The 25354-nt window shown below is 67.4% G+C and carries 24 protein-coding genes; 8 read left to right on the forward strand and 16 right to left on the reverse strand.

The window, feature by feature from the left end; translation table 11 throughout:
* Positions 1 to 76: 76 nt before the first annotated feature.
* Entirely contained in the window at positions 77 to 1216 is a 1140-nt protein-coding gene (moeB, locus tag ACJ7VY_RS09320) for a molybdopterin-synthase adenylyltransferase MoeB (RefSeq protein ID WP_409476803.1), read from the reverse strand.
* 402 nt (positions 1217 to 1618) lie between these two features.
* Between moeB and ACJ7VY_RS09325 the strand changes: the two genes are divergently transcribed.
* Positions 1619 to 2107 (forward strand): IS1595 family transposase, encoded by a 489-nt coding sequence (locus ACJ7VY_RS09325; protein ID WP_409475479.1) that lies wholly within the window; start codon positions 1619 to 1621, stop codon positions 2105 to 2107.
* A gap of 48 nt (positions 2108 to 2155) precedes the next feature.
* On the opposite strand, the gene der is transcribed toward ACJ7VY_RS09325, so the two are convergent.
* Genes der through ndk form a run of 7 tightly spaced genes read right to left on the reverse strand, consistent with a single transcriptional unit; the run spans position 2156 to position 8773 of the window.
* The gene (gene der / locus ACJ7VY_RS09330; protein ID WP_104938965.1) at positions 2156 to 3556 is read right to left on the reverse strand and encodes a ribosome biogenesis GTPase Der; all 1401 of its coding nucleotides are present in this window, start codon (positions 3554 to 3556) and stop codon (positions 2156 to 2158) included.
* Positions 3557 to 3568: 12 nt separating this feature from the next.
* Positions 3569 to 4765: an outer membrane protein assembly factor BamB gene (bamB, locus tag ACJ7VY_RS09335; RefSeq protein WP_313248505.1), complete on the reverse strand. Its 1197-nt coding sequence runs from the start codon at positions 4763 to 4765 to the stop codon at positions 3569 to 3571.
* Positions 4765 to 5406 (reverse strand): YfgM family protein, encoded by a 642-nt coding sequence (locus ACJ7VY_RS09340; protein WP_104938967.1) that lies wholly within the window; start codon positions 5404 to 5406, stop codon positions 4765 to 4767. The genes bamB and ACJ7VY_RS09340 overlap by 1 nt, the downstream gene beginning before the upstream one ends.
* A gap of 58 nt (positions 5407 to 5464) precedes the next feature.
* Positions 5465 to 6316 carry a helix-turn-helix domain-containing protein gene (locus ACJ7VY_RS09345; protein ID WP_409475480.1) on the reverse strand — a complete coding sequence of 284 codons (852 nt, stop codon included), beginning with the start codon at positions 6314 to 6316 and terminating at the stop codon, positions 5465 to 5467.
* 6 nt (positions 6317 to 6322) lie between these two features.
* Positions 6323 to 7114 carry a type IV pilus biogenesis/stability protein PilW gene (pilW, locus tag ACJ7VY_RS09350; RefSeq protein ID WP_237723439.1) on the reverse strand — a complete coding sequence of 264 codons (792 nt, stop codon included), beginning with the start codon at positions 7112 to 7114 and terminating at the stop codon, positions 6323 to 6325.
* Positions 7107 to 8324 (reverse strand): 23S rRNA (adenine(2503)-C(2))-methyltransferase RlmN, encoded by a 1218-nt coding sequence (rlmN, locus tag ACJ7VY_RS09355; RefSeq protein ID WP_104938968.1) that lies wholly within the window; start codon positions 8322 to 8324, stop codon positions 7107 to 7109. The genes pilW and rlmN overlap by 8 nt, the downstream gene beginning before the upstream one ends.
* Before the next feature lie 23 nt (positions 8325 to 8347).
* A complete protein-coding gene (gene ndk, locus ACJ7VY_RS09360) occupies positions 8348 to 8773 on the reverse strand; it encodes a nucleoside-diphosphate kinase (RefSeq protein WP_104938969.1) in 426 nt (141 codons plus the stop codon).
* Between the two features lie 208 nt (positions 8774 to 8981).
* On the opposite strand from ndk, the gene ACJ7VY_RS09365 reads away from it, so the two are divergent.
* From ACJ7VY_RS09365 to ACJ7VY_RS09375, 3 genes are all read left to right on the forward strand, one after another.
* Complete coding sequence (locus tag ACJ7VY_RS09365; RefSeq protein ID WP_104938970.1) at positions 8982 to 9635, forward strand: TetR/AcrR family transcriptional regulator; 654 nt, start codon at positions 8982 to 8984, stop codon at positions 9633 to 9635.
* A 31-nt stretch (positions 9636 to 9666) separates the two neighbouring features.
* Positions 9667 to 12039: a 3-hydroxyacyl-CoA dehydrogenase/enoyl-CoA hydratase family protein gene (locus ACJ7VY_RS09370; protein WP_409475481.1), complete on the forward strand. Its 2373-nt coding sequence runs from the start codon at positions 9667 to 9669 to the stop codon at positions 12037 to 12039.
* Between the two features lie 69 nt (positions 12040 to 12108).
* Entirely contained in the window at positions 12109 to 13317 is a 1209-nt protein-coding gene (locus tag ACJ7VY_RS09375; RefSeq protein WP_321988899.1) for an acetyl-CoA C-acyltransferase, read from the forward strand.
* A 617-nt stretch (positions 13318 to 13934) separates the two neighbouring features.
* Here ACJ7VY_RS09375 and galU read toward each other — a convergent pair.
* The 8 genes from galU to cmk all read right to left on the reverse strand — a co-directional run bounded on the left by galU (position 13935) and on the right by cmk (position 22292).
* On the reverse strand, positions 13935 to 14813 hold the full coding sequence (galU, locus tag ACJ7VY_RS09380) for a UTP--glucose-1-phosphate uridylyltransferase GalU (RefSeq protein WP_293764037.1): 879 nt from the start codon (positions 14811 to 14813) through the stop codon (positions 13935 to 13937).
* The gene (locus ACJ7VY_RS09385; protein ID WP_313253146.1) at positions 14813 to 16714 is read right to left on the reverse strand and encodes a nucleoside-diphosphate sugar epimerase/dehydratase; all 1902 of its coding nucleotides are present in this window, start codon (positions 16712 to 16714) and stop codon (positions 14813 to 14815) included. The genes galU and ACJ7VY_RS09385 overlap by 1 nt, the downstream gene beginning before the upstream one ends.
* A gap of 2 nt (positions 16715 to 16716) precedes the next feature.
* On the reverse strand, positions 16717 to 17703 hold the full coding sequence (locus ACJ7VY_RS09390; RefSeq protein ID WP_293764041.1) for a lipopolysaccharide biosynthesis protein: 987 nt from the start codon (positions 17701 to 17703) through the stop codon (positions 16717 to 16719).
* Positions 17704 to 17706: 3 nt separating this feature from the next.
* Complete coding sequence (lapB, locus tag ACJ7VY_RS09395; RefSeq protein ID WP_240212006.1) at positions 17707 to 18885, reverse strand: lipopolysaccharide assembly protein LapB; 1179 nt, start codon at positions 18883 to 18885, stop codon at positions 17707 to 17709.
* A 6-nt stretch (positions 18886 to 18891) separates the two neighbouring features.
* Entirely contained in the window at positions 18892 to 19182 is a 291-nt protein-coding gene (locus ACJ7VY_RS09400) for a lipopolysaccharide assembly protein LapA domain-containing protein (protein ID WP_313248482.1), read from the reverse strand.
* 152 nt (positions 19183 to 19334) lie between these two features.
* Complete coding sequence (locus ACJ7VY_RS09405; protein WP_054666286.1) at positions 19335 to 19640, reverse strand: integration host factor subunit beta; 306 nt, start codon at positions 19638 to 19640, stop codon at positions 19335 to 19337.
* Between the two features lie 89 nt (positions 19641 to 19729).
* Positions 19730 to 21421, reverse strand: coding sequence for a 30S ribosomal protein S1 (gene rpsA / locus ACJ7VY_RS09410; protein WP_054666289.1), 1692 nt, complete (start codon positions 21419 to 21421; stop codon positions 19730 to 19732).
* A gap of 193 nt (positions 21422 to 21614) precedes the next feature.
* Positions 21615 to 22292, reverse strand: coding sequence for a (d)CMP kinase (cmk, locus tag ACJ7VY_RS09415; RefSeq protein ID WP_161613695.1), 678 nt, complete (start codon positions 22290 to 22292; stop codon positions 21615 to 21617).
* A gap of 189 nt (positions 22293 to 22481) precedes the next feature.
* Between cmk and ykgO the strand changes: the two genes are divergently transcribed.
* From ykgO to ACJ7VY_RS09435, 4 genes are all read left to right on the forward strand, one after another.
* Positions 22482 to 22607: a type B 50S ribosomal protein L36 gene (ykgO, locus tag ACJ7VY_RS09420; RefSeq protein WP_005409283.1), complete on the forward strand. Its 126-nt coding sequence runs from the start codon at positions 22482 to 22484 to the stop codon at positions 22605 to 22607.
* A 235-nt stretch (positions 22608 to 22842) separates the two neighbouring features.
* Positions 22843 to 23175, forward strand: coding sequence for a hypothetical protein (locus tag ACJ7VY_RS09425; protein ID WP_104938975.1), 333 nt, complete (start codon positions 22843 to 22845; stop codon positions 23173 to 23175).
* 124 nt (positions 23176 to 23299) lie between these two features.
* Entirely contained in the window at positions 23300 to 24334 is a 1035-nt protein-coding gene (locus ACJ7VY_RS09430) for an agmatine deiminase family protein (protein WP_313231042.1), read from the forward strand.
* 127 nt (positions 24335 to 24461) lie between these two features.
* Positions 24462 to 25346, forward strand: a complete 885-nt coding sequence (locus ACJ7VY_RS09435; protein WP_161613692.1) for a carbon-nitrogen hydrolase — start codon at positions 24462 to 24464, stop codon at positions 25344 to 25346.
* Positions 25347 to 25354: the final 8 nt, after the last annotated feature.

Here is a 25354-nt window from a genome sequence, read left to right on the forward strand (position 1 = left end):
CGTGGAGGCGGGGACGGGCCGGCTATTGTCCCCGATTCGGCGCGGCGCGACATCCCGCACGGCGGCCCGCCCGCGCTCACCCGCGATCGGCGCAGAATGCGGCGTAATCGGCGTACCCCGGGAACGCATGGCCCGGCGCGCACAGCGCGCAGTCCGGATCGGCCGGCACCCGGGTCTCGCGGAAGCGCATGCCCAGCGCGTCGAAGCGCAGCAGCCGCCCGGCCAGGGGCTGGCCGATCTCCAGCAGCAGCTTGAGCACTTCGGTGGCCTGGATCACCCCGGCCAGCCCCGGCAGCACGCCGAGCACCCCGGCCTGGGCGCAGTTGGGCGCGAATGCGGGCGGCGGCGGCTCCGGAAACAGGCAGCGGTAGCACGGCGCCTGGCCACGCCGGCGGCCGGCATCGAACACCCCGACCTGGCCGTCGAAACGCTCGATGGCGGCGTACACCAGTGGCCGCGCGTGCTTGATGCAGGCGTCGTTGAGCAGGTAGCGCAGCGGGAAGTTGTCCGAACCGTCCAGCACCACGTCCACGCCCTCCATCAACGCGTCGACATTGGCCGACGTCACCCGCTGCGCGATCGCCTCCACCTCGATGTAAGGATTCAACGCCAGCAGCCGCGCGCGCGCCGACTCCACCTTGGCGCTGCCGATGGCGGCATCGGTGTGGATGATCTGGCGCTGCAGGTTGCTGCGCTCGACCACGTCGTCGTCGACGATGCGCAGCCGCCCCACCCCGGCCGCGGCCAGGTAGAACGCGGCCGGCGCGCCCAGCCCACCGGCACCGACCACCAGCACGCGGGCGCGCTGCAGGCGCCGCTGCCCGGCCTCGCCCACCTGCGGCAGCAGCAGGTGCCGCGAATAGCGGTCGTAGAAGTCGCGTTCGCCCGCGTCGAGCAGCGGCTGCACCAGCGGCAGGCCCGCCGCCCGCCACGCGAGCGTTCCGCCGGCAACCGACGCCAGCTGCGTGTAGCCGGCCGTCTGCAAGGCCACCGCCGCATCCAGCGAACGCCTGCCGCTCTGGCAGATCAGGATGATGTCCTGTTGCGGCGACGGCAGGGCGCTGGCGGGCGCCGCCAGCAGTTCGCCAGCGGCAACCCCGTGCGCGCCTTCGGCCATGCCGGCGGCGCGCTCGTGCGCTTCGCGCACGTCGATCATCACCGCGCCGGCCAGTTGGCGGGCACGGGCCTGTTGCGGGGTCAGCTCGCGGATGCTCATGGCGCGATTATCGGCCATGGCTCCGGCGCGCGCCGGGATTCATTCCGCCATCGGCAGGGCACAAACGAAAGGTAATTCCCCTAGGTTCTGGACCAGCTTAGGCTGGTTCTCATGCGCAAATGCACTGCCTGTGGACGTGCCCGGTTCTGGGCCTTGGCCGACGGCCGGTACAAGTGCCGGTCCTGCGGTCGCCGTCAGCGAGACGCGCTGGCAGCGTGGGATAGCCTGTGGCTCAGCGATGCCCAGAAGCGCCAGTTGATCGAGCGCTTCGTGCTTGGTGTGCCGGTCTATCGGCAGCGTTTCCGGTCAGTCTGCGGGGCCAACACGGCCGAGAAGATGTACCGGCTACTGCGAGCCTGTTGTGCACATGCCGAGTAGTGGCGAGAGCCATTCACCGGCGCCTTGGAATGCGACGAAACCACCTTCGGAGGTGCTCGCCACGGCCCGCGCGGCTGGGGCGCCCTGGGCAAGGTGATCGTGTTCGGGATCATCAAGCGCAACGGTCAGGTCAAGGCGATGCCGATCGCCACCCATGATCGTAAGGCGGTCATGCAGCAGATCGACGCTCACACCCGCGAGGGCTCGCTCTACTACACCGACCAGTGGCAGGCCTACGCCACCCTGAAACTGCGCGGAGACCATGTGGTCATCCGCAAGGAGAAGGGGCGACCGGTCGGGCGTGACCATATCAACGGCATTGAGGGCTTCTGGAGCTACGCCAAGAACTGGCTGTATCCGTACCGTGGCGTGCCCAGCAAATACTTCCACCTCTATCTGGGCGAGGTTTGCTACCGCTTCAATCACCGCAACGAAGACCTGCAAACCCTGCTATACAAGCTTCTACGCGAAATCCCAATCACAAAACTCTCCCCACTTTTGGTCCAGAAGTGAGGGGAATTACCAAACGAAAAGGGCGGCCCTGCGGCCGCCCCTGCGTGATCACTTCCTGCCTTTAACGTGCTTCATCAGCCGCCGCTTGGCCTTGACCTGGCGCTCGGTCAGCACGTTCTTCTTGCCCTCGTAGGGGTTGGCGCCCTCGCGGAACAGGAACGTCACCGGCGTGCCCACCAGCTTGAAACGCTTGCGGAAGAAGTTCTCCAGGTAGCGCTTGTACGAGTCCGGCAGCTCCTTCAGGCGCGTGCCGTGCACGATGAAGGTCGGCGGGTTGGTGCCGCCCGGGTGTACGTAGCGCAGCTTGGAGACATGGCCGCGGATGCTCGGCGGCGGGTTGCTCTCGTAGGCGATTTCCAGCGCCTTGTTCACTTCGCTGGTGCTGAATTCGTGGGTGGCCGAGGCATGCGCGCGGTGCACCGCGCGGAACAGCTCGCGCAGGCCCGAACCGTGCTTGGCGGAGATCCGCACCACCTCGGCCCAGGGCACGAAGCCGAGCTTGAGCGACAGCAGGGTTTCGGCCTGTTCGCGCTGGTAGTCGGTCAGCCCGTCCCACTTGTTGATCGCGATCACCAGCGCGCGCCCGGCATCGAGCACCGCGCCCAGCACGCTGGCGTCCTGGTCGGTGACGCCTTCGCTGGCATCGAGCATCAGCACCGCGACCTGGCACTCCTCGATCGAGCGCAGGGTCTTGACCACCGAGAACTTCTCGACCACTTCGTCCACGCGCGATTTGCGGCGCAGGCCCGCGGTATCGATCAGCCGGTACAGGCGTCCGTCACGCTCGAGATCCACGGAAATCGAATCGCGGGTGGTGCCGGGCACGTCGGAGGCGATCATGCGCTCCTCGCCCAGCAGGCGGTTCACCAACGTCGATTTGCCGACATTGGGGCGGCCGACGAAGGCGATGCGGACCCGTGCCGGGTCGTCGTCCAAAGTCTCGGTCGTGCCCTCTTCCGGCAGGCGCTCGACGATCTCCTCGAGCAGGTCGTCCAGGCCCTGGCGGTGCGCGGCCGAGACCGTCAGCATCTCGCCGAAGCCGTAGCGCGCGAATTCCGAGCGCACGTCCTGCTCGTCGGTGCCGTCGATCTTGTTGATCAGCAGCAGCGTGGGCCGCGACAGCTTGCGCAGCCACGCCAGAATCTCGTCGTCCAGCGCCGAGGTGCCATCGCGGGCATCGACCACGAACAGGATCAGGTCCGCCTCGGCGGCGGCGGCGCGCGCCTGCCGCGCGGTGGCGCCGGCCAGGCCCTCCTCTTCCTCGGCGATGCCGCCGGTGTCGACGATCAGGAACGGGTTGTCCTCGTCGAGCCGGCACACGCCGTAGTTGCGGTCGCGGGTGACGCCGGGCTGGTCGTGGACCAAGGCGTCACGCGTGCGCGTCAGGGCATTGAAGATGGTCGACTTGCCGACATTCGGCCGTCCAACCAGGGCGACCAAAGGCAGCATCGCTTGGACTCCTTAGTTCGCCAACCGCCAGGCGGTCAGCTTGCCGTCCACGTTCTGCACCAGCAGCACGCCTTCGGCGACGATGGGTTGCGCGACCACGGGGTCGCCCCCGCTCTTTTCACGGGCCGCCAGGGCACCATCGCCCATCTGCAGCCAGTGCAGGTATCCCTTGTAATCGGCGACCACGACGTAATCGCCCTGGATCGCCGGGCCGGTCACCGAGCGCCGCGCCAGCGCCTGCTGCGACCACATCGCCGCGCCCGAGGTCTTGTCCAGGCCGTAGACCGTACCCTTGCCGTCGGTGACCACCACGTGGCCGGAGGAGACGGCCAGGCCGCCACCGCCGCCATGGTCGCGCGACCACAGCGGACGCCCGCTCGGGCCTTCGATCGCCAGGGTCTGGTTCTTGAAGCTGGTCACGTACAGGTTGTTGCCTTCCAGCACCGGGGCGCCGTCGACATCAGCCATGCGCTCCAGTTCGGTACGCCCTTCCGGGGTGCCGATGGTCTGCTCCCACAGCGGGCGGCCGTCCTGCATGGCCAGCGCCGCCAGGGTGCCATCGTCGTTGCCGATGAACAGCACGCCCGGGCCCGCCACTACCGGCGCGTTGCCGCGCACGGTCAGCGAGGGCAGCTCCTGCGCATTGAACCAGCGCCGTTCGCCGCTGCCGGCATCCAGCGCGGTGGTGCGGCCGTCGTTGCTGCGCACGAACACCAGCCCCTGCGCGACCGCCGGGGCGGCGATGATCTCGCCGGGGACGCGCGCGCGCCACTTTTCGCTGCCGTTGGACGCGTCCAGCGCGATCACCTGGCCGTCCAGCGTGCCGATGACCACCAGCCCCTCGCCCACGCCCGGACCACCGGACAGGCGCAGCTTGGCCTTCTTCTTTTCCTTGGCGGGCGTGTATTCCCACACCTGCTTGCCGGTCTGCAGGTCGAGCGCATGCACGCCGCCTTCGACCGCCGCGGCGTAGACGCGGCCATCGGCCACGGCCGGTGCCTGGCGCACGCCGATGCGGCCTTCACCCTTGCCGACGTTGGCCGACCAGATGCGGTTGACCTTGAGCGTGGGCTCGAACTTGACCAGTTCGGCCGGCTCCAGCGCCTTCTTGGCCTCGGCATCCTTGCCCGCGAACCAGCCCTTGACCGTCGAGCAACCGCTCAGCGCCACCGCGACCAGCGCGATGCCCGCCACATGCTTGAGTTTCATCAGTTCTTCTCCGCCGCAGGGTCGGCCACGGTACCGCCGGCGTCCATCAGCTTGATTTCGAGCAGGCGACGCTGCGGCGCGGCGACGTCGAGCTTGGCCAGCGACTGCGCGTACAGCTCGCGCGCCTGCTCGCGCTTGTCCTGCGCCACCAGCGCGTCACCGCGGATCTCCAGGCTGGCGCTGTCATCGGCTTTGCCAAGCAGGGCCTGTGCTTCGGCCGCCTTGCCGGTTTCGATCAGCAGGCGGGCAATGCGCTGGTCGATCAGCAGCTTGAACTCGCCTTCGACCTTCAACCCGCGCAGGGTCTTGATCGCATCGTCGTTCTTGCCCGCCTCGACCTGCGCCTTGGCCAGCTCCAGCGCGGCGAGGTCGGCATAGATGCCGGCCTTGCTGCCTTCCAGCGCCGCCACTTCCTTGGCGGCCTCGTCCAGGTTCTTGGACTGCAGGCTGCGGCTGACCGCGTCATAGCGGCTGTTGGCCTGCGCCAGCTTGCCCACCTGGTCGTTCTGCCACCACTTCCAGCCCATGATCAAGGCCAGCGCAAGCACCACCCCGCCAATGATCCCAGCGCCGTTCTGGCGCAGCCAGGTGCGGACACGTTCGCCTTGTTCATGCTCGTCGAGCAGGTCGTCAATCGCCATGCGTAACTCTCGCTCCACTCCTGCCGGGGGAGCCTTGATGTTTTGATCTGCGCTTGTTTCAGTGCGAAACCGGCGCCACGGAGCCGTCAGAGGATACCGTAAAGCGGGCCACATTATTACCGCTTGTAAACGGCGCCAGGTCGACATTGCCGCCGCTCTGGCGGAAGTCCACTTCCGAGGCGTTGCCTACTTTCATGCGGCCGACCTGACCGGGACTGTAACTGCGCTTCTCGCCGGCGCGGATCAGCGCCTTCTCGACGATGGAACCATCCGGCGCGGAGACCTCGACCCAGCTGTCGCCGCGGAACTCCAGGCTCATGCCCGTCGACGCCAGCGCCTGCGGCTCCGCCGCCTGCCGCGCGAGGGGCGCCATCGATGCGATGTAGGGCGCCCGCTCCTGCTGCGGGCGTGCCGCCGCTTCGTCGCTGCCGGCGCTACCGGCAGCGGCCACCGACGCCGGGTCCGGCACCACGTCCAGCGACGCGGTACTGGGCGGCGCATCGCCGAACTTGCTCTGGAAGGCGTACCAGACCGGCACCGCCAGCACCGCGGTGATCACCACGTACACCGCCCGGCGACCGAGGCTCTCGGCAGCCCGGCGCACGCGCGGGGTATGCGTATGGCTGACCAGCTTGGGCGGCTCGACCGGCGCGATCCGCGCCTGCTGCAGCAGCCCGTCCAGGTTGACGCCCAGCAGCCGCGCATAGCTGCGCAGCTGGCCACGCACGAACACCGGCGCGCCCAGGCGCTCCCAATGTTCCTGCTCCAGCGCGGCAACCACCTGCACCGGCATGTGCAGCCGCCCCGCCACTTCCTCCAGCGACAGGCCAGCCGCCTGGCGCGCCTGGCGAAGCTGCTCCCCGCAGCCCACCGCCCCCTCAAAAGCGTTCATACCCGGATCATTGCTCACAATGCATCAGCCCTGGGAATTCGGGGTTGCGCCGGCAGGAAATTCCTCACGCAACCGCTGCTGGTATCGGCTGACGGCACTGCTGTCGCCCAGCCGTTCTTCAATCTGAATGGCAAGTTGTAACACGGAAACCGTGGCCGGCGCAGCCGCCAGGCGCCGCTGGTAGAACGCGCGCGCCTCGAAATAGCGCCCCAGCCGGAACTCGTTGCGCGCCATCGCCTCCAGCGCATATGCGTTGTCCGGGTCAAGCTCCAGCGCCTGACGCAGGTCCTGCCCGGCGCGTTCGCCCTGCCCCGCTTCCAGCGCGCAGCCGCCCGCGTTTGCCAGCGCATCGGCACGTTCCTGGTAGCCGGGATCGGCCACGGCGCGGTCGAACCAGACCAGCGCCTCGGCCGGATGGCCGTTGGCGCACAGCCAGGCGCCATAGTTGTTGAGCACGTCGCCCTGGCGCGGCGCAAGCTCGGCGGCGCGCCGGTACAGCCGGCCGGCCTCCTCCATGTTGCCCCGCCGCCCTTCGATCACCGCCTGCAGGGTGTACGCCGCCGGATCGTCCGGCGCCAGCCTCTGCGCCGAGCGGGCGTGCTTGAAGGCGCCATCCAGGTCGCCCCGGCCCAGCCGGTCGCCGACCAGCCGCAGCAGTTCCTGGTAGCGCAGGCGCGCGCGCACCTGGCGGTCGTCATGCACCTCTACGGGCTGCGCCATCTCCTGGCCCCAGCGGACCCTGGTCGCCTTGGTGCCATGCCCGCAGCCGGCAAGCAGCAGCAGGACCAGCACCGACGCGAGCAGGCGCTCAACCAAGCGCGTCCCGCTGCGCCGGGGGCGCGTCCTGGGCCTGCAGCAGCCGGTTGAACTCGGCCTGGCGACGGGTGCGATCCATCACCTGGCCCTTGAGCTGGCCGCAGGCGGCATCGATGTCGTCGCCGCGGGTGCGCCGCACCATCGTCAGTACCTGCGCGTCGAGCAGGATCTTCTGGAAGGCGCGGATCTGCTCCTCGTCCGAACGCTCGTAGCGGGTGCCCGGGAACGGGTTGAACGGAATCAGGTTGACCTTGCCCGAGTCCTTGGCCTGCACCGCGTTGTCGAACTGGCGCATCAGCCGCGCCAGCTGGCGGGCGTGCTCGGGCTGGTCGTTGATGCCCTTCATCAGGGTGTATTCGAAGGTCACCGAATCGCGCTTCTTGTTGCCGCGCAGGTAGCGCGCGCAGGACGCCATCAATTCGGCGATGGGGTACTTTTTGTTGAGCGGCACCAGAGTTTCGCGCAGCGCGTCGTTGGGCGCGTGCAGCGACACCGCCAGCGACACGTCGCTTTCGACCGAGAGGCGGTCGATCTGCGGCACCAGCCCGGACGTGGACAGGGTCACGCGCTTGTTGGCCAGGCCGTAGCCCAGGTCGTCGCGCATGATGCTCATGGCACGCACGACATTGTCGAAATTCATCAGCGGCTCGCCCATGCCCATCATCACCACGTTGGTGAGGCGGCGCATCTGGTGCGGCACGTTGCCCAGGTGGCGCGCGGCGACCCACACCTGGCCGATGATCTCGGCGGTGGTCAGGTTGCGGTTGAAGCCCTGGGTGGCGGTCGAACAGAAGGTGCAGTTCAGGCCGCAGCCGACCTGCGAGGACACGCACAGCGTGCCGCGGGTCTTGTCCGGGATGTACACGGTCTCGATGGCATTCCTGCCATCCACGCCCATCGCCAGCAGCCACTTGTGGGTGCCGTCGGCGGACGGTTTGTCGAACACGACATTGGGGACGACGACCTCGGCATGCTGCTGCAGCTTGGCGCGCAGCGACTTGCCGAGGTCAGTCATCTGGTCGAAATCGGTGACGTAACGGTGGTGGATCCACTTCATCACCTGGTGGGCGCGGAACTTCTGTTCGCCGAGGGTCTCGACGAAGAACGTCTCCAGGCCCGCGCGATCGAGGTCGAGCAGGTTCTGCTTGCCAGCCGCCGGCGTCGTTTTCGGCAGCGGCTGGATGGCGGGGGACTGTACGACCTCGTTCACGGCTTCAACCTTCTACGTACTGCTCAGCGCGAGACCACTTCGGTGGCGGCGAAGAAGTAGGCGATCTCGATCGCGGCGTTCTCGACCGAGTCCGAGCCGTGGGCGGCGTTGGCGTCGATGGATTCGGCGAAGTCGGCGCGGATGGTGCCCGGCGCGGCTTCCTTCGGATTGGTGGCGCCCAGAAGTTCGCGGTGGGCCAGCACGGCATTCTCGCCTTCCAGCGCCTGGATCATCACCGGGCCGGAGATCATGAATTCGACCAGCGCGTTGAAGAACGGACGCTCGCGGTGCACGGCGTAGAAGCCTTCGGCCTCGCGGCGCGACAGCTGCTTGTACTTGGCGGCCACGATCTTCAGGCCGGCCTTTTCGAAGCGGGCGTAGATCTCGCCGATCACGTTCTTGGCGACGGCATCGGGCTTGATGATGGAAAGGGTGCGCTCCAGCGCCATGGGAATTCTCCGGATTTGGGCCGGTCGGCCCGAGGGTACATGAAAAAAACCCGCGTGCGGACGCGGGCTTAGCCTGAATTGCGGTTGCCAATTCTAACGGGTGCCCGGGGGCTTTGCACAGCGCCAGATAAATGATGCTGCAAAGCAGCATGACCCTGCGCCCCGCCGGGCGTAGCATCCAAACAATCGTTTGATTGACTGCATCGCCATGGGCAAACCCGCCAGCTTCTCCACCAAGGACCGCATCCTCTGCGCCGCCGAGGAACTGTTCGCGCAGTACGGCTTCGCCGGCACCTCGCTGCGGCAGGTGACCAGCCACGCCGACGTCAACATTGCCGCGGTCAACTACCACTTCGGTTCCAAGGAAAACCTGGTCAACGAGGTGTTCCGCCGGCGCATGGACGAAATGACCGCCGCCCGCCTGGCCCAGCTGGAACAGGCCCGCGCCATCCGCCCCGGTGACCTGCGCGCGGTGCTGGCCGCCTTCGTCGAGCCGGCGCTGGCGATGGCGCAGGACCGGCAGAGCGGGGGCGCGTTCGTGCGGGTGATCGCCCGCGCCTATGCCGAGAAGAACGACAACCTGCGCAAGTTCCTGTCCGACCACTACGGCCACGTGCTGCGTGAGTTCGGCAAGGCCATCGGCGCCTGCGTGCCCGGCCTGAGCAAGGAAGAGCTGTACTGGCGGCTGGACTTCCTCGCCGGCGCGCTGACCTACGCGATGGCCGATTTCGGCCTGATCAAGCGCCCGCACGGCATCAGCGAGGCCGCGCACCGCAGCAAGGCCGCCAACGAACTGATCCATTTCGCCGAGGCCGGGTTCCGCGCCAGCGCACACGGCGCCGCCGCGCCCGCCTCCCCCTGATTCCACCCGGTACCAACAAAGGCCCTACACCATGTCCAATTCCCTGCTGATCCGCCGCGCCGCCGTGCTGGGTGCCGGCGTCATGGGTGCCCAGATCGCCGCCCACCTCACCAACGCTGGCGTCGACACCGTGCTGTTCGACCTGCCGGCGAAGGAAGGCCCGGCCGACGGCATCGTGCTCAAGGCAATCGCCAACCTGGGCAAGCTGAGCCCGGCGCCGCTGGCCAGCAAGTCGCTGGCCGAAGCCATCACCCCGGCCAACTATGACTCCGGCCTGGAGCAACTGAAGGACTGCGACCTGATCATCGAGGCCATCGCCGAGCGCATGGACTGGAAGCAGGACCTGTACAGGAAGATCGCCCCGTTCGTGGCCGACCACGCGGTGCTGGCCTCCAACACCTCGGGCCTGGGCATCAACAAGCTGGCCGACGTGCTGCCCGAACAGCTGCGCCACCGCTTCTGCGGCGTGCACTTCTTCAACCCGCCGCGCTACATGCACCTGGCCGAGCTGATCCCGGCCACCACCACCGATGCCGCCGTGCTGGAAGGCCTGGAAGAATTCCTGGTCACCACCCTGGGCAAGGGCGTGGTGTATGCGAAGGACACCCCGAACTTCATCGGCAACCGCATCGGCGTGTTCTCGATCCTGTCCACCATCCACCACACCCAGCAGTTCGGCCTGGGCTTCGACGAGGTGGATGGCCTGACCGGCCCGCTGGTCGGCCGCCCGAAGTCGGCGACCTACCGCACCTCCGACGTGGTCGGCCTGGACACCATGGCCCACGTGATCAAGACCATGGGCGACACCCTGCCGAACGACCCGTGGCATGCATTCTTCAAGTCGCCGAAGTGGCTGGATGCGCTGATTGCCAAGGGCGCGCTGGGCCAGAAGACTGGCGCCGGCATCTTCCGCAAGGTCGGCAAGGACATCGTGGTGCTGGACCTGGAGAAGCAGGACTACCGTCCGGCCGACCGCGCCGCCGCGCCGGAAGTGGTCGAGATCCTGAAGATCAGGAACCCGGCCGAGAAGTTCGCCAGGCTGCGCGAGAGCCAGCACCCGCAGGCGCAGTTCCTGTGGGCGACCTTCCGCGACCTGTTCCACTACAGCGCCTACCACCTGGCCGACATCGCCGAGACCGCGCGCGACGTCGATCTTGCGATCCGCTGGGGCTACGGCTGGTCGCTGGGCCCGTTCGAAACCTGGCAGGCCGCGGGCTGGAAGCAGGTCGCGCAGTGGATCGCCGATGACATCGTCGCCGGCAAGAGCATGAGCAACGCCCCACTGCCGGACTGGGTGTTCGATGGCCGCGATGGCGTGCACGCCGCCGAGGGCAGCTACAGCCCGTCGCGCAACGCCAAGCTGCCGCGCTCGTCGCTGCCGGTGTACCAGCGCCAGCGTTTCCCGGACCCGCTGCTGGGCGAGCAGTTCGCGCCGGGCGAGACCGTGTTCGAGAACGACGGCCTGCGCATGTGGCACGACGGCGATGGCATGGCCGTGGTCAGCTTCAAGACCAAGATGAACACCGTCTCCGACCAGGTGCTGGACGGCCTGCAGGAATGCGTCAGCCGCGCTGAGAAGGATTTCCAGGGCCTGGTGATCTGGCAGCAGAAGGAACCGTTCTCCGCCGGTGCCGACCTGGCCGGCGCCCTCGGCCTGCTGCAGGCCGGCAAGGTCGACCAGTTCGAGGAAATGGTCGCCAACTTCCAGCGCACCAGCCAGCGCATCAAATACTCGCTGGTGCCGGTGGTGGCCGCGGTGCGTGGCCTGGCCCTGGGCGGCGGCTGCGAGTTCCAGATGCACAGCGCCAAGACCGTGGCCTTCCTGGAAAGCTACATCGGCCTGGTCGAGGCCGGTGTCGGCCTGCTGCCGGCCGGTGGCGGCCTGAAGGAACTGGCCGTGCGCGCCTCGCAGGCCGCGGGCCCGGGTGGCGACGTGTTCGCCGAACTGAAGAAGACCTTCGAGACCGTGGCGATGGCCAAGGTGTCCAACTCGGCGGTCAATGCCAAGGAACTGGGCCTGCTGCGCAGCACCGACAAGGTCGTGTTCAACAGCTACGAGGCGCTGTACATCGCCAAGGCCGAAGCACGCGCCCTGGCCGAAGCGGGCTACCGTCCGCCGCTGCCGGCACGCCGCATCCAGGTGGCCGGCGACGTCGGTATCGCCACCTTCAAGATGATGCTGGTCAACATGCTGGAAGGCCGCTTCATCAGCGCGTACGACTACGAGATCGCCGAGCGCATCGCCACCGTTCTGTGCGGCGGCAAGGTCGACCGCGGCACCGTGGTGGACGAAGAGTGGCTGCTGGCCCTGGAGCGCAAGCACTTCGTCGAACTGGCCCAGCAGGAAAAGACCCAGGCCCGCATCGCGCACATGCTCAAGACCGGCAAGCCGCTGCGGAACTGACGGAAGACATCGGTAGTGCCGGCCGCTGGCCGGCAACCTCTTCCAACCCCTATTCAAGAGATCATTGCAATGACCAAGCAAATCCAGGACGCCTACATCGTCGCCGCCACCCGCACCCCAGTGGGCAAGGCGCCCAAGGGCATGTTCCGCAACACCCGCCCCGACGACATGCTTGCGCACGTGCTGCGCAGCGTCGTCGCGCAGGCCCCGGGCGTGGACGTCAACCGCATCGATGACGCGATCATCGGCTGCGCCATGCCGGAAGCCGAGCAGGGCATGAACGTGGCGCGCATCGGCGTGCTGCTGGCCGGCCTGCCGAACACCGTCGCCGCGCAGACCGTGAACCGCTTCTGCTCCTCCGGCCTGCAAGCCGTGGCGCAGGCCGCCGACGCGATCCGCCTGGGCAACGCCGACCTGATGTTGGCCGGCGGCACCGAATCGATGTCGATGGTGCCGATGATGGGCAACAAGATCGCCATGGCGCCGAGCGTGTTCGACAACGATCACGTGGCCATCGCCTACGGCATGGGCATCACCGCCGAGAAGGTCGCCGAGGAATGGAAGGTCTCGCGCGAAGACCAGGACGCCTTCGCCCTGGCCTCGCACCAGAAGGCCATGGCCGCGATCCAGAACGGCGAATTCAAGGACGAGATCAGCCCGTACGAGATCGTCTCGCACCTGCCGGACCTGGCCGATGGCCAGCGCATCATCACCCGCAACAGGATCGCCGACACCGACGAGGGCCCGCGCCCGGATTCCTCGGCTGAAGGCCTGGCCAAGCTGCGCCCGGTGTTCCGCAACGGCCAGTTCGGTGGCACCGTCACCGCCGGCAACTCGTCGCAGATGAGCGATGGCGCCGGCGCGGTGCTGCTGGCCTCGGAGCAGGCGATCAAGGATTACGGCCTGACCCCGCTGGCGCGTTTCGTCAGCTTCTCGGTGGCAGGCGTGCGCCCGGAAGTGATGGGCATCGGCCCGATCGCCGCGATCCCGAAGGCACTGAAGCAGGCCGGCCTGAGCCAGGACCAGCTGGACTGGATCGAGCTCAACGAAGCCTTCGCCGCACAGTCGCTGGCGGTGATCCGCGATTGCGGCCTGGACCCGGCCAAGGTCAACCCGCTGGGCGGCGCGATCGCCCTGGGCCACCCGCTGGGCGCGACCGGCGCGATCCGCACCGCCACCCTGCTGCACGGCCTGCGCCGTCGCCAGCAGAAGTACGGCATGGTGACGATGTGCATCGGCACCGGCATGGGCGCGGCGGGTATCTTCGAGGCGCTGTAAGGTTCAAAGCGTTGCCGGCTGATTGCTGGCGGTGGGGCACGGGTGGGTGAGGCTGCCCGGGACACGACATGAACCCCGCTCCGCGGTCCGGCCCAGCCGCTGGCGGCTGGGCGTTCGGGCGCTTGCGAAGCAGTGCTTCGCAAGCAAAGCGCCCTCACCCTTGGGGGCTCGATGGCGCCTTGCTCGTGTGTTCTGTCCTGCGCACACGGCAAGACCGGGATTGGGCGTTCTGCCCAACCCGCCCGAGGCATGCCTCGGGCCCATGGCGCCAATGGTCCCAGGCAGCTCTGCCAACCCGGCCCTCCCAGCCTCCTCGCGGCGGAGGGATGAGCAAAGGCAAGGTCAGAGTTGGGGTCAGAGCCCTTTGCTACGCAAAGGGGGGCTGACCCCAACAAGCAGAAAAGGCAGCCATGGGCTGCCTTGTTTGCTTTTGCTCTTGCCGTCCGCGCCCGCGGGAAACCTGACAGGCGGGACGGGTGGGCCTTTGCAGGACCGTTCGCCGCATGGATGCGGCGAACGAGCCCCCATGGACGGGTTTACGGCGTGTCCTGCAAAGGCCCACCCGTCCCGCCCATCACGTATCAATCAAAGCGCGAACGGAGCGCTTGATAAAACCCTTATTCCGCCAACATCGCCGCCAGCTTCTCCCGCGCCGGCCCGGCCAGCTTCGGGTTGTCCAGCGCGAAACGGATCGTCGCCTCCACCAGGCCCAGGTGCGTGCCGCAGTCGAAACGGGTGCCCTCGAAACGGTAGGCATCGACCTCTTCGGTCTTCAGCAGCTCGGCGATCGCATCCGTCAGCTGGATCTCGCCACCGGCACCGGTCTGGGTCTGCTCGAGCAGCTCGAAGATCTTCGGGCTCAGCACGTAGCGGCCGACCACCGCCAGGTCGCTCGGTGCGTCCTCCGGCTTCGGCTTCTCCACGATCTGCGAAATACGGCCCTTGCGGCCATCGAAGGCCTCGGTGGCGACGATGCCGTAGCTGGCGGTCTTGTCATGCGGCACGTCTTCGACCGCGATCACGCTGGCGCCACTGGCTTCGTTCAGATCCGCCATCTGCTTCAGCGCGCCGTCGCCCCGGTTCCAGATCAGGTCATCCGGCAGCAGCACCGCGAACGGCTCGTCGCCGATCACCGCCTTCGCGCACAACACGGCATGCCCCAGGCCCAGGGCTTCGGCCTGGGTCACGAAGATCGCGCGTACGCCTTCGGGCAGCACGTGGCGGATCATCTCCAGTTGTTCCTGCTTGCCGGCGCGCTCGAGCTTCTGCTCCAGTTCGTAGGCCTTGTCGAAATAGTCCGCGACCGCGTGCTTGTAGCGGTTGGTGATGAACACCAGCGTGTCGCAACCGGCTTCGATCGCCTCATCGACGGCGTACTGGATCAGCGGACGATCGATGATCGGCAGCATCTCCTTGGGAACGGTCTTGGTGGCGGGCAGGAAGCGCGTGCCCAGACCTGCGACAGGGAAAACCGCCTTGCGAATGCGTCGGGACATCAGTTCCTACCAGCCTCTTTGGGAAACGGGACGATATTGGTCCTGGCGCTTTGCCCCACCGTTTCGCGCAAGGGCGAATACTCGGGGATGACGGCAGACAGGATGGCCTGCATGGCCTCGGTATCATAGCTGGCTACCGCCTCGCGCAGCCGCGGCAGGCTGCCCAGCACGCGCTCGGTGGAGAACTCGCGCACGCCCGCCTCCAGCACCTTGGGATGGGCGGTGGGTCGGCTGTTCTCATCCGAGTAGAACAGGCTTTCGTGCAGCTTCTCGCCCGCGCGCAAGCCGGTGTAGACGATGGCGATATCGGCACCCGGCTGCTGTCCTGCAAGGCGGATCATCTGCTCGGCGAGCACCCGGATCAGCACCGGTTCGCCCATGTCCAGCATGTAGATCGCGCCACGCGAGGACGAAGCCGCCGCCTGCAGGATCAGCAGGCAGGCTTCGGGAATCGTCATGAAGTAGCGGCTGACCTCGGGATGGGTCACGGTGACCGGGCCACCCTTGCGGATCTGTTCGCGGAATAGCGGAACCACGCTGCCCACCGAGCCCAGCACGTTGCCGAAGCGCACGGTGACGAAGCGCGTGCCTTTCTTCTCGTTGAGGCTCTGGCAGATCATCTCGGCATAGCGCTTGGTCGCGCCGAGCGCATTCGCCGGGTCGACCGCCTTGTCGGTGGAGATGAACACGAAATTGTCCACGCCCTGCTCCTGGCAGGCACGCGCCATGCATTCCGTCGCCAGCGTGTTGTTGCGGACGGCTTCGCGCATCTGCCCTTCCAGCAACGGGACCTGCTTGTAGGCCGCAGCATGGAACACGGTGTCCGGGCGATACAGGCCAAGCGCATGGCGGGCGACCGCAGGGTCGCCACAGTCACCCAGCACGCACTCGATCTCCAGGTGCGGGAAGTTGCGGCACAGCTCGCTCTGGATGTTCAGCATGAGGATCTCGCTGATTTCCAGCAGCACGATCCTGCCCGCGCCATGACGCGCGCATTGCCGGCAAAGCTCCGAGCCGATCGATCCGCCGGCGCCGGTGACCATCACCGTGCGCCCGCGCAACCAACCCCGGATCAGCGCCCAGTCCGGCTGGATGGGCTTGCGGCCGAGCAGGTCCTCGATCGCCACCTCCTTCAACTGCCCGGGCAGCGAGTTTCCTTCCAGCACATCGCTCAGCTTCGGCACGGTCCGGAACGGCAGCCCGGTGCTCTCGCACAGCGCCACGATCCGCTGCATGCCGGCCGCATCCAGGGTGGGAATGGCGATCACCAGCAGCTTCGCCGCCGTTTCCCTGGCCACCGATGCCACGTCGGAGATGGTTCCCAGGATCGGAATGCCCTGCAGCTTGGCGCCCTTCAGGTGCGGTGAGTCGTCAAGCAGGCCCACGGGCTCGTAATCGCCCGATCGGCGCAGGTCCTTGACCAGGGCTTCGGCAGCGTGACCGGCGCCCAGCACCAGCACCCGGCGCGCGCGCGCATCGGAATGGATCGACTGATGATCCTTCCACGCGCGGTACAGCAGGCGCGGCCCGCCGAGCAGCGCCGCGAGCGCGAACGGATAGATCGCCAGCACCGACATCGGGATGCCGTTCAGGCGCCGGTAGCTGAATACCAGGACGATCGCACCGACGCCGAGGAAGCAGGCCTTGAAGATGTTGACCAGGTCGGTGACGCTGGCAAAGCGCCACAGCCCGCGGTACAGGCCCACATAATGGAACGCCATGGCCTGCAGCAGCATCACGATGGCGACATCGAAACTGAACAGGGGAATGGCCGGCGCGCCCGCCAGCATCGCATAGCGGGCCACGTGCAGCAGCTGCCAACACGCCCAGACCATGACCAGGTCATGCAGCATCACCGCGATGCGTGGAAAATTTCCTGCCAGCCGTCGCCAGACCGCCATGGTCATCCTTCCCTATTGATCGACTTGTTGCGCAGAACGAACCAGAGACCCGCCGCCGCGGCCGCCCACGCAATGGCCGCCAACTGGCTCCATGGCGAAGGCAGCCGCACGGAAACAACGGTCAGCACGACTCCGGCAGCCCCGAACAATGCGTAGCCCAGTGTGACTGTGACGTGACTGTGGCCGGCTTTCACCCAGCGCTGGTAAAGGTGCTGGGTGTGCGCCTCCATCCAGCGCTCGCCCCTCAAAATGCGGCCCGCCAAGGTGAGCCCGGCATCGACCAGAAATGCGGCAAGCGGGATCAGCAGCACCGCCGGCGGGGCGCTGTGGCTGGCCAGCCCCAGGGCCACCAGCGCGGCGAGCAGGTACCCCAGGGCGCCACTGCCGACATCGCCCATGAAAATCCGCGCCCGGGGAAAATTGAACGGGATAAAACCCGCCACGCCCGCCGCCAGGACCAGCGCCAACGCGGCGACCGGCGCCGGCAGCACCAGGGCGTAGGCCAGCGCCGCCAGCAGTGCCTGCGTGGCGGCCAGGCCATCGATGCCGTCCATGAAGTTCCAGACGTTGACCAGCCCGATGGCCAGCAGCGCGCTGAAACCGCCCAGCAGGAGGTCACCGGTCCCGTGCCAGACCAGCCCCCCCAGCAACATGCCGGCCAGCGCATGCACCGCCAGGCGCGGGAGCGCCGGCAGTGGTCGGTGATCGTCCCACCAGCCGATGCCCGCCACCAGCAACAGCCCCGCGGAAAACACCGCGAGCGGCGGCGCGGCACCCGGGGACAGGAGGCCGATGCACAGGCAGGCCAGCAGTTGCGAGGCGACGATGGCGATGCCACCGCCACGCGGTGTCGCGACTGCATGGCTCCTGCGCTCCCCGGGCTGGTCCAGCAACTGCCGGCGCAGCGCATAGCCACGCGCCAGCGCCGTCAGCAGCGCCGAAACCACGAAGACCGATAACAGGCCCGGTATCATCCACACCGGCTGCATGGATCAGAGCACCGCGTAATTCAGCAGCGGCTTGACCGTCCCCCATTCCTTACAGCTCGGGCACTGCCAATGGTGGGTACGCGCGCCGAACCCGCAGCGGGTGCAGCGATAGGCCGGGTTGCGCACCAGCAACTGGTCGGTGATGTGCTTCAGGTCCTGCAGCGTCGCCACCGGGTCCGCGCCCTCGGCCAGGGTCAGGTCGATGAGCGCCGACTCGCCACGCACGGAGGGACGGTCCTTCAACTGGCGGCCCAGGTAGGCCCGCGCGGGGCCGGCGCCTTCCTGCTCCTCCATCAACCGCGACAGCGCCAGCACCGGGGCGATGCCGCGGTAGTGTTCGGTCATTTCCGCCAGGAACGCGCGCGCGCCGGCCAGATCACCCACGTTGCGGTAGTTCTTGAGCAGCTGCGGCAGGATCTCGGGCAGGTAATCGGGATCGTTGCGCGCCGCACGTTCGAACGCGCGCACGGCCGCCTCATCGTTGCCGAAGTCGCTTTCCAGACGGCCCTCGATGATGCCGGCCCGCACGCTCATCGCATCGGCGGCATTGGCACGCCCGATCGCCGCACGCGCCTCGTCCAGCCGCCCGGCGGCGCGATGGCGTTCTGCCAGCTCGCACTCGAACTGGCCGATCAGCTTGCCCATCGGCTCGTCGGTGACCTGCTCGTAGCGCGTCGCGTTCTCGATCGCCTTTTCCCAGTCGCGCTCGGCCTGGTAAATGCCGATCAGGTGCTTCAACGCCTGCGGTGCGCGCTGGTCGATGCGCGCCAGGTCGGTGAACACGGTCTCGGCACGGTCCAGCAGGCCCGACTTCATGTAGTCCTCGCCCAGCGCGAGCAGGGCCTGTACCCGCTGCTGGTCGGACAGGTCCTGGCGGTTGGCCAGCCCCTGGTGCAGGCGGATGGCCCGATCCACCTCCCCCCTGCGCCGGAACAGGTGGCCGAGCGCAAGCTGGGTCTCGAAGGTCTCCCGATCCAGCTCGGCAATGTGCAGGAACAGCTCGATCGCCTTGTCCGGCTGCTCGTTGAGCAGGTAGTTCAGGCCGCGGAAATAGGTGCTCGACAGGCGGCTGACCTGGTTCTCGCTATGGCGCTGGCCGCCACGCCGGCCCACGACCCAGCCGCCCAGCGCGGCGATCGGCAGGAACAGGAAGAACCAGAACCACTCACTGATGAAAGCCATCGTCGATCAGCGTCCGTCGAAGGGGGAAGGCGCCTGCGGCGCCGCGGCGCCGGCCGCGCCTGCTGCGGCCTTGTTGGCACGCCGGAGTCGGGCATACAGCGGGATGACCACGCCTGCCAGCACCAGCCCGCCGCCCACCAGCGCGCCCAACAGCAACGACACGATGATCGCGATCCCGGAGGTGGTGCTGAGCGCCCAGAACGCCAGCCGGATATCGACGGGCTGCGAATTGAGCGAGCCTATCACCAGGCCACCGACCAGCACGGCCAGCAGAATCAACAGACGGACAGCCTTCATGCGGCAGCCTGCTCCATGTCCACAGAGCCACTAGCTTAACGGCCGTGGCGACGATCCGCAGCAGGCGGATCAAAAAACCACCCCGAACGGTTGCCGGGGCCACTTGTCGATGGATCCGGGGGATGCCGCCACGGATCGCGGCGACCAGGAACTCAGGCCGGGTCGCTTTCCAGCGGCACGACGTCGCTCACGCGCTCGCGCAGCTCCTTGCCGGGCTTGAAGTGCGGGACATGCTTGCCCGGCAGGGCGACCGATTCGCCGGTCTTCGGGTTGCGCCCCATGCGCGGCGGCCGGTAATGCAGCGAAAAGCTGCCGAAGCCACGGATCTCGATGCGGTCGCCGGACGCCAGCGCGCCGCCCATCATCTCCAGCAACGACTTCACGGCCAGATCGACATCATCGGCCTTCAAGTGCGCCTGGTGGCGCGCAAGGATTTCGATCAGCTCGGATTTGGTCATTGCGGACTCGTCACGAAGGTAAAACCCCGAAGCGGCCCGGATTTTCGTCCGGGCCGCCCAGGTTGCATCTACGACAAGCTCAAGGCCGATTACTCGGACTTGTTGCCACCCAGCTGCGCCCGCAGCAGCGCACCCAGGCTGGTGGTGCCGGCAGCGGCTTCGGTCGAGGACTTGTTGTACTCGGCCAGCGCTTCGGCGGTCTCGGCTTCGTCCTTGGCCTTGATCGACAGCTGCATGGTACGGCCCTTGCGGTCCATGCCCACGAACTTGGCTTCGACCTTGTCGCCCACCTTCAGGTGCTGCGAGGCGTCGTCGACGCGGTCGTGGCTGATGTCGCGGGCCGAGACGTAGCCTTCGATGCCGTCGGCCAGCTCGATCACGGCGCCCTTGGCGTCGACTTCCTTCACCACGCCTTCGACCTTGGAGCCCTTCGGATTGGCCGCCATGTACTGGCCGAACGGATCCTGCTCCAGCTGCTTCACGCCCAGCGAGATGCGCTCGCGCTCCGGATCGACGGCCAGGACGACGGCGTCCAGGGTATCGCCCTTCTTGAAGTTGCGGACGACGTCTTCGCCGGTGGTGTTCCAGCTGATGTCGGACAGGTGGACCAGGCCGTCGATGCCGCCGTCCAGGCCGATGAAGATGCCGAAGTCGGTGATCGACTTGATCTGGCCGGACACCTTGTCACCCTTCTTGTGGGTGGCGGCGAAGGTTTCCCACGGATTGGCGGCAACCTGCTTCATGCCCAGCGAGATGCGGCGACGCTCTTCGTCGACGTCCAGCACCATGACTTCGACTTCGTCACCAACCTGCACGACCTTGGACGGGTTGACGTTCTTGTTGGTCCAGTCCATCTCGGACACGTGCACCAGGCCCTCGACGCCCGGCTCGATCTCGACGAACGCGCCGTAATCGGTGACGTTGGAGACCTTGCCGAACACGCGGCTGTTGGCCGGGTAACGACGCGAGATGTTGTCCCACGGATCCTCGCCCAGCTGCTTCAGGCCCAGCGACACGCGGTTGCGCTCGCGGTCGAACTTCAGCACGCGCACGTCCAGCTCGTCGCCGACGTTCACGACTTCGGACGGATGGCGCACGCGCTTCCATGCCATGTCGGTGATGTGCAGCAGGCCGTCGATGCCGCCCAGGTCCACGAACGCGCCGTAGTCGGTCAGGTTCTTGACGACACCCTTCAGGATCGCGCCTTCCTGCAGCTTGTCCATCAGCTGCTCGCGCTCTTCCGAGTGCTCGCTCTCGACGACAGCGCGGCGGGAAACGACCACGTTGTTGCGCTTGCGGTCGAGCTTGATGAGCTTGAACTCCAGCTCCTTGCCTTCCAGGTAGGCCGGGTCGCGCACCGGGCGCACATCGACCAGCGAACCCGGCAGGAACGCGCGGACATCCTTGATGTCGACGGTGAAACCACCCTTGACCTTGCCGCTGATGCGGCCGGTGATGGTCTCGTTCTTCTCCAACGCTTCTTCCAGCTCGTCCCACACCATGGCGCGCTTGGCCTTCTCGCGCGACAGGACGGTTTCGCCGAAGCCATTCTCGATCGAGTCGAGCGCGACCTTCACCTGGTCGCCCACGCCCACGTCGATTTCGCCAGCGTCGTTACGGAACTGTTCGATCGGCACGATGCCTTCGGACTTCAGACCGGCGTTGATCACCACCACGTCGCCGCGGACGTCGACGACGGTGCCGACGACGATGGCGCCCGGCTTCAGCTTGGCCAGATTGGCCTGGCTGGCTTCAAACAGTTCTGCAAATGATTCGGTCATTGGATTTACTCAGTTGAACACATGGGCAGGCCGCTCCCTTCGGGGAATGCGCGCCGCCCGCCTGTTGGTCGACCCCGTGCCGGCGGCCGTGTGTGGAGTGGAAAAACCGCCGTGCACCCTGCACGACGGAGCCTTGTACAACTTCGATTTGCGCGACGGCGGCCGTCACCGGCCGCTCTCACGGAACCGCGGGTCACGCTTCCGGCGAAGGAAGCAGGCCCAGCACCCTGGCAACGACGTCGTCGATGCCGATACCGCTGGTGTCGATGAGGACGGCGTCATCGGCCGGCCTCAGGGGCGCCACTGCGCGTTGTGCATCACGGGCGTCGCGGGCCATGATCTCGCGCAGGAGGTCATCAAAGTTAACCGAAACCCCTTTTTCTTTCAACTGTTTATGCCGCCTGTGCGCCCGCTCCTCGGCGCTGGCGGTCAGGAATACCTTGAACGGGGCGTCCGGGAAGATCACCGTCCCCATGTCGCGACCGTCGGCGACCAGCCCCGGCGGCATCCTGAATGCGCGCTGACGCTCCTTCAGCGCCGCCCGCACCTCCGGGATGGCGGCGATCGCCGAGGCCAGCGCCCCGGTGGTCTCCAGGCGCAGCTCGTCGGTGGCATCGGTATCGTTGACCAGCACCCGCAGGCTCTCGCCGCGCTCGACGAAGCGGATCCGGGTGTCAAAGGTGCAGCGCACCAGCGCCGAGGCGTCGGAGGTATCGATGTCGGCCCAGCTGGCGGCCACCCCCACCGCCCGGTACAGCGCCCCCGAATCCAGGTAGTGCCAGCCCAGCCGGTGCGCGACGATGCGGCTGACGGTACCCTTGCCGGCCCCGGACGGGCCGTCGATGGTAAGAACGGGGGGAAGTGGACTCATCTGCGGCCTGCGCTGGAACGGGAATCCGCCCATTCTAGCGCCGCGCCCGGCCCGCCTGCCGCCGATTGCACGCAACCACTTGAACCCACATGGAATTGCCCGGTAGAATGGCGGGCTTGAACGAGCGTCAACCTGCATATCCGCGGCTACGCTCCCTGAAGAACTCCAACGTATCCGCCGAGGTATGCCATGAAAGTCCTGTCCTCCCTGAAGTCGGCGAAGGCCCGTCACCGTGACTGCAAGGTGGTTCGCCGTCGCGGCAAGATCTTCGTGATCTGCAAGTCGAACCCGCGCTTCAAGGCTCGCCAGCGCTGAGCCGACTGGCGTTCGCCGCCAGCGGAATCCGCGAGGATTCCGGATCTTCGCAGAAAGCCGCCCCCGGGCGGCTTTCTGCATCTTCGTGCCCCGCTCACGGCCGGCCGCGTATCCTGCAACCGCCGTGTCCGCCGCACGCATGCCGCGCCCGGCAGCGCGGAACAGGGCTGCCTGCCGCTTTATCGACGCTGTTTTTTTGCTGTAATCGCCACTTGTCCTCCGGGGAGAAGCGACCATGAAGCAGACCATCCGGGCTCTGGCCCTGAGCGCCGCGATCATCGCGGCACCCACCACGGCGCTGGCCGACACCCTGCTGATCGAGCGGGCCCAGGAAAAGCCGGCGGGCACGCTGCCGGCGCGCGGCGAGTCGATGGGCCAGGTGCAGGCGCGCTTCGGCGCCCCGCAGGAACGGCTGGAACCGCGCGGCGGCCAGAAGCGCCAGTGGCCCACGATCAACCGCTGGGTCTACCCGGCCTTCACCGTCTACTTCGAGAAGCAGCGGGTGATCGACGTGGTCGCCAACCAGGCAGGCCCCGACGAGATCGGCCCCAAACCGCCGGTCCGCTGATCTCCGCCACTCCGGGGCTGCAATGGCGGCCCCGGGCGGCGCCCTCCCCCGCGCCTCCCGGCACCGGCAGGCGCGCCAACGCACCGGACTTTCGCGCCGGGCATGATCCGAGCACCTACCCGCAATGACCGATGCACTTCGTTTTCCCGCCGAATGGGAAGCCCAGTCCGGCGTCCTGATCGCCTGGCCGCATGCCGATACCGACTGGGCCGAACGCCTGGCCGAGGTCGAGGAGACCTATATCGCGCTGGTCGCCGCCATCACCCGCTTCCAGCCGGTGCTGATCTGCGTGGCCGACGACGATATCGAGACCTACGCGGAGATGCGCCTGCGTTCCAACCGCATCGACATGGCGCGCGTGCGCTTCATCACCGCAGCGTACGACGACACCTGGCTGCGCGACTCCGGCCCGATCACGCTCAGGCGTGCCGACGGCGGCTTCCAGCTGCTGGATTTCCGCTTCACCGGCTGGGGCGGCAAGTTCGAGGCGAGCCTGGACGACCAGCTGGTCGGGGTGCTGCATGACGCCGGCGTGTTCAACAACGCCCAGGTGCGCAGCATCGCCTTCGCGCTGGAGGGCGGCGCCATCGACACCGATGGCGACGGCACCCTGCTGACCACCTGGAAGTGCCTGCACGAACGCCACCCGGAGCGCGACCGCGCATCGCTGGCCGCCGACATGGCGCAGTGGATGCACCAGGAACGCGTGCTGTGGCTGGACCACGGCTATCTGGAAGGCGACGACACCGATGCCCATGTCGACACCCTGGCCCGCTTCGCCTCGGCCGACAGCATCGTCTACCAGGACTGCGACGACCCGCAGGACTCGCACCATGCCGAACTCAAGGCGATGGGGGCCGAACTGGCCGCGCTGCGCACCCGCGATGGCCAGCCCTACCGCCTGTTCCCGCTGCCGTGGGCGCAACCGGTGATCGACGAGGGGCGCCGCCTGGCCGCGTCCTACGCGAACTTCCTGATCATCAACGGCGCCGTGCTGATGCCGGCCTACGGCGACCCTGCCGACGACACGGCGCGCGACGTGCTCGCACGCGCGTTCCCGGACCGCGAGATCGTGCCGGTGCCGTGCCGGCCGCTGATCTGGCAGAACGGCAGCCTGCACTGCATCACCATGCAGCTGCCCGCCGGCCTGCTGGGCTGAAGCCTGGCGTCCGCTTGCCCCGTCCCTGCCAGGCAGGCACGAGGCCCGGCGCCCTCCTCTTTCCCATGCCCGGCGCGAATGGCCCCTTGTGCAGGGGCCATTGCTCCCCCAGGTTTACAATGCCCGCATGAATACACATTCCCTGACTGTCGCCCTGATCCAGGAACGCAACCACGGCGATGCCGCCGCCAACCTGGCCGTGATCGAGGCCCGCGTCGCCGAAGCCGCGGCGCAGGGCGCCAAGCTGGTGCTGCTGCAGGAACTGCACAACGGCCCGTATTTCTGCCAGCACGAATCGGTGGACGAGTTCGACCTGGCCGAGCCGATCCCCGGCCCGAGCACCGCGCGCCTGGGCGCGCTGGCCAGGCAGCATGGCGTGGTCATCGTCGGCTCGCTGTTCGAGCGCCGCGCCGCCGGCCTGTACCACAACACCGCGGTGGTGTTCGAGAAGGACGGCACCCTGCTGGGCAAGTACCGCAAGATGCACATTCCCGACGACCCGGGCTTCTACGAGAAGTTCTACTTCACCCCGGGCGACATCGGCTTCAAGCCGATCGACACCTCGGTCGGCCGCCTGGGCGTGCTGGTGTGCTGGGACCAGTGGTATCCGGAAGCCGCGCGCCTGATGGCGCTGGCCGGCGCCGAGCTGCTGCTCTACCCCACCGCCATCGGCTGGGATCCGGACGACATGCAGGACGAGAAGAACCGCCAGCGCGACGCCTGGGTGCTTAGCCACCGTGGCCATGCCGTGGCCAACGGCGTGCCGGTGCTGTCGTGCAACCGCGTCGGCCACGAGCCGTCGCCGCTGGGCGCGTCGGGCATCCAGTTCTGGGGCAACAGCCACGTGCTCGGCCCGCAGGGCGAGTTCCTGGCCGAGGCCGGCACCGAGCCGACCGTGCTGGTCTGCGAGGTGGACCTGCAGCGCAGCGAGCACGTGCGCCGCATCTGGCCGTTCCTGCGCGACCGCCGCATCGATGCGTACGGCGACCTGCTCAAGCGCTACATCGACTGACCGGGAAC

The organism is Stenotrophomonas sp. Y-13 (assembly GCF_046267925.1).
Lineage (GTDB): Bacteria > Pseudomonadota > Gammaproteobacteria > Xanthomonadales > Xanthomonadaceae > Stenotrophomonas > Stenotrophomonas acidaminiphila_A.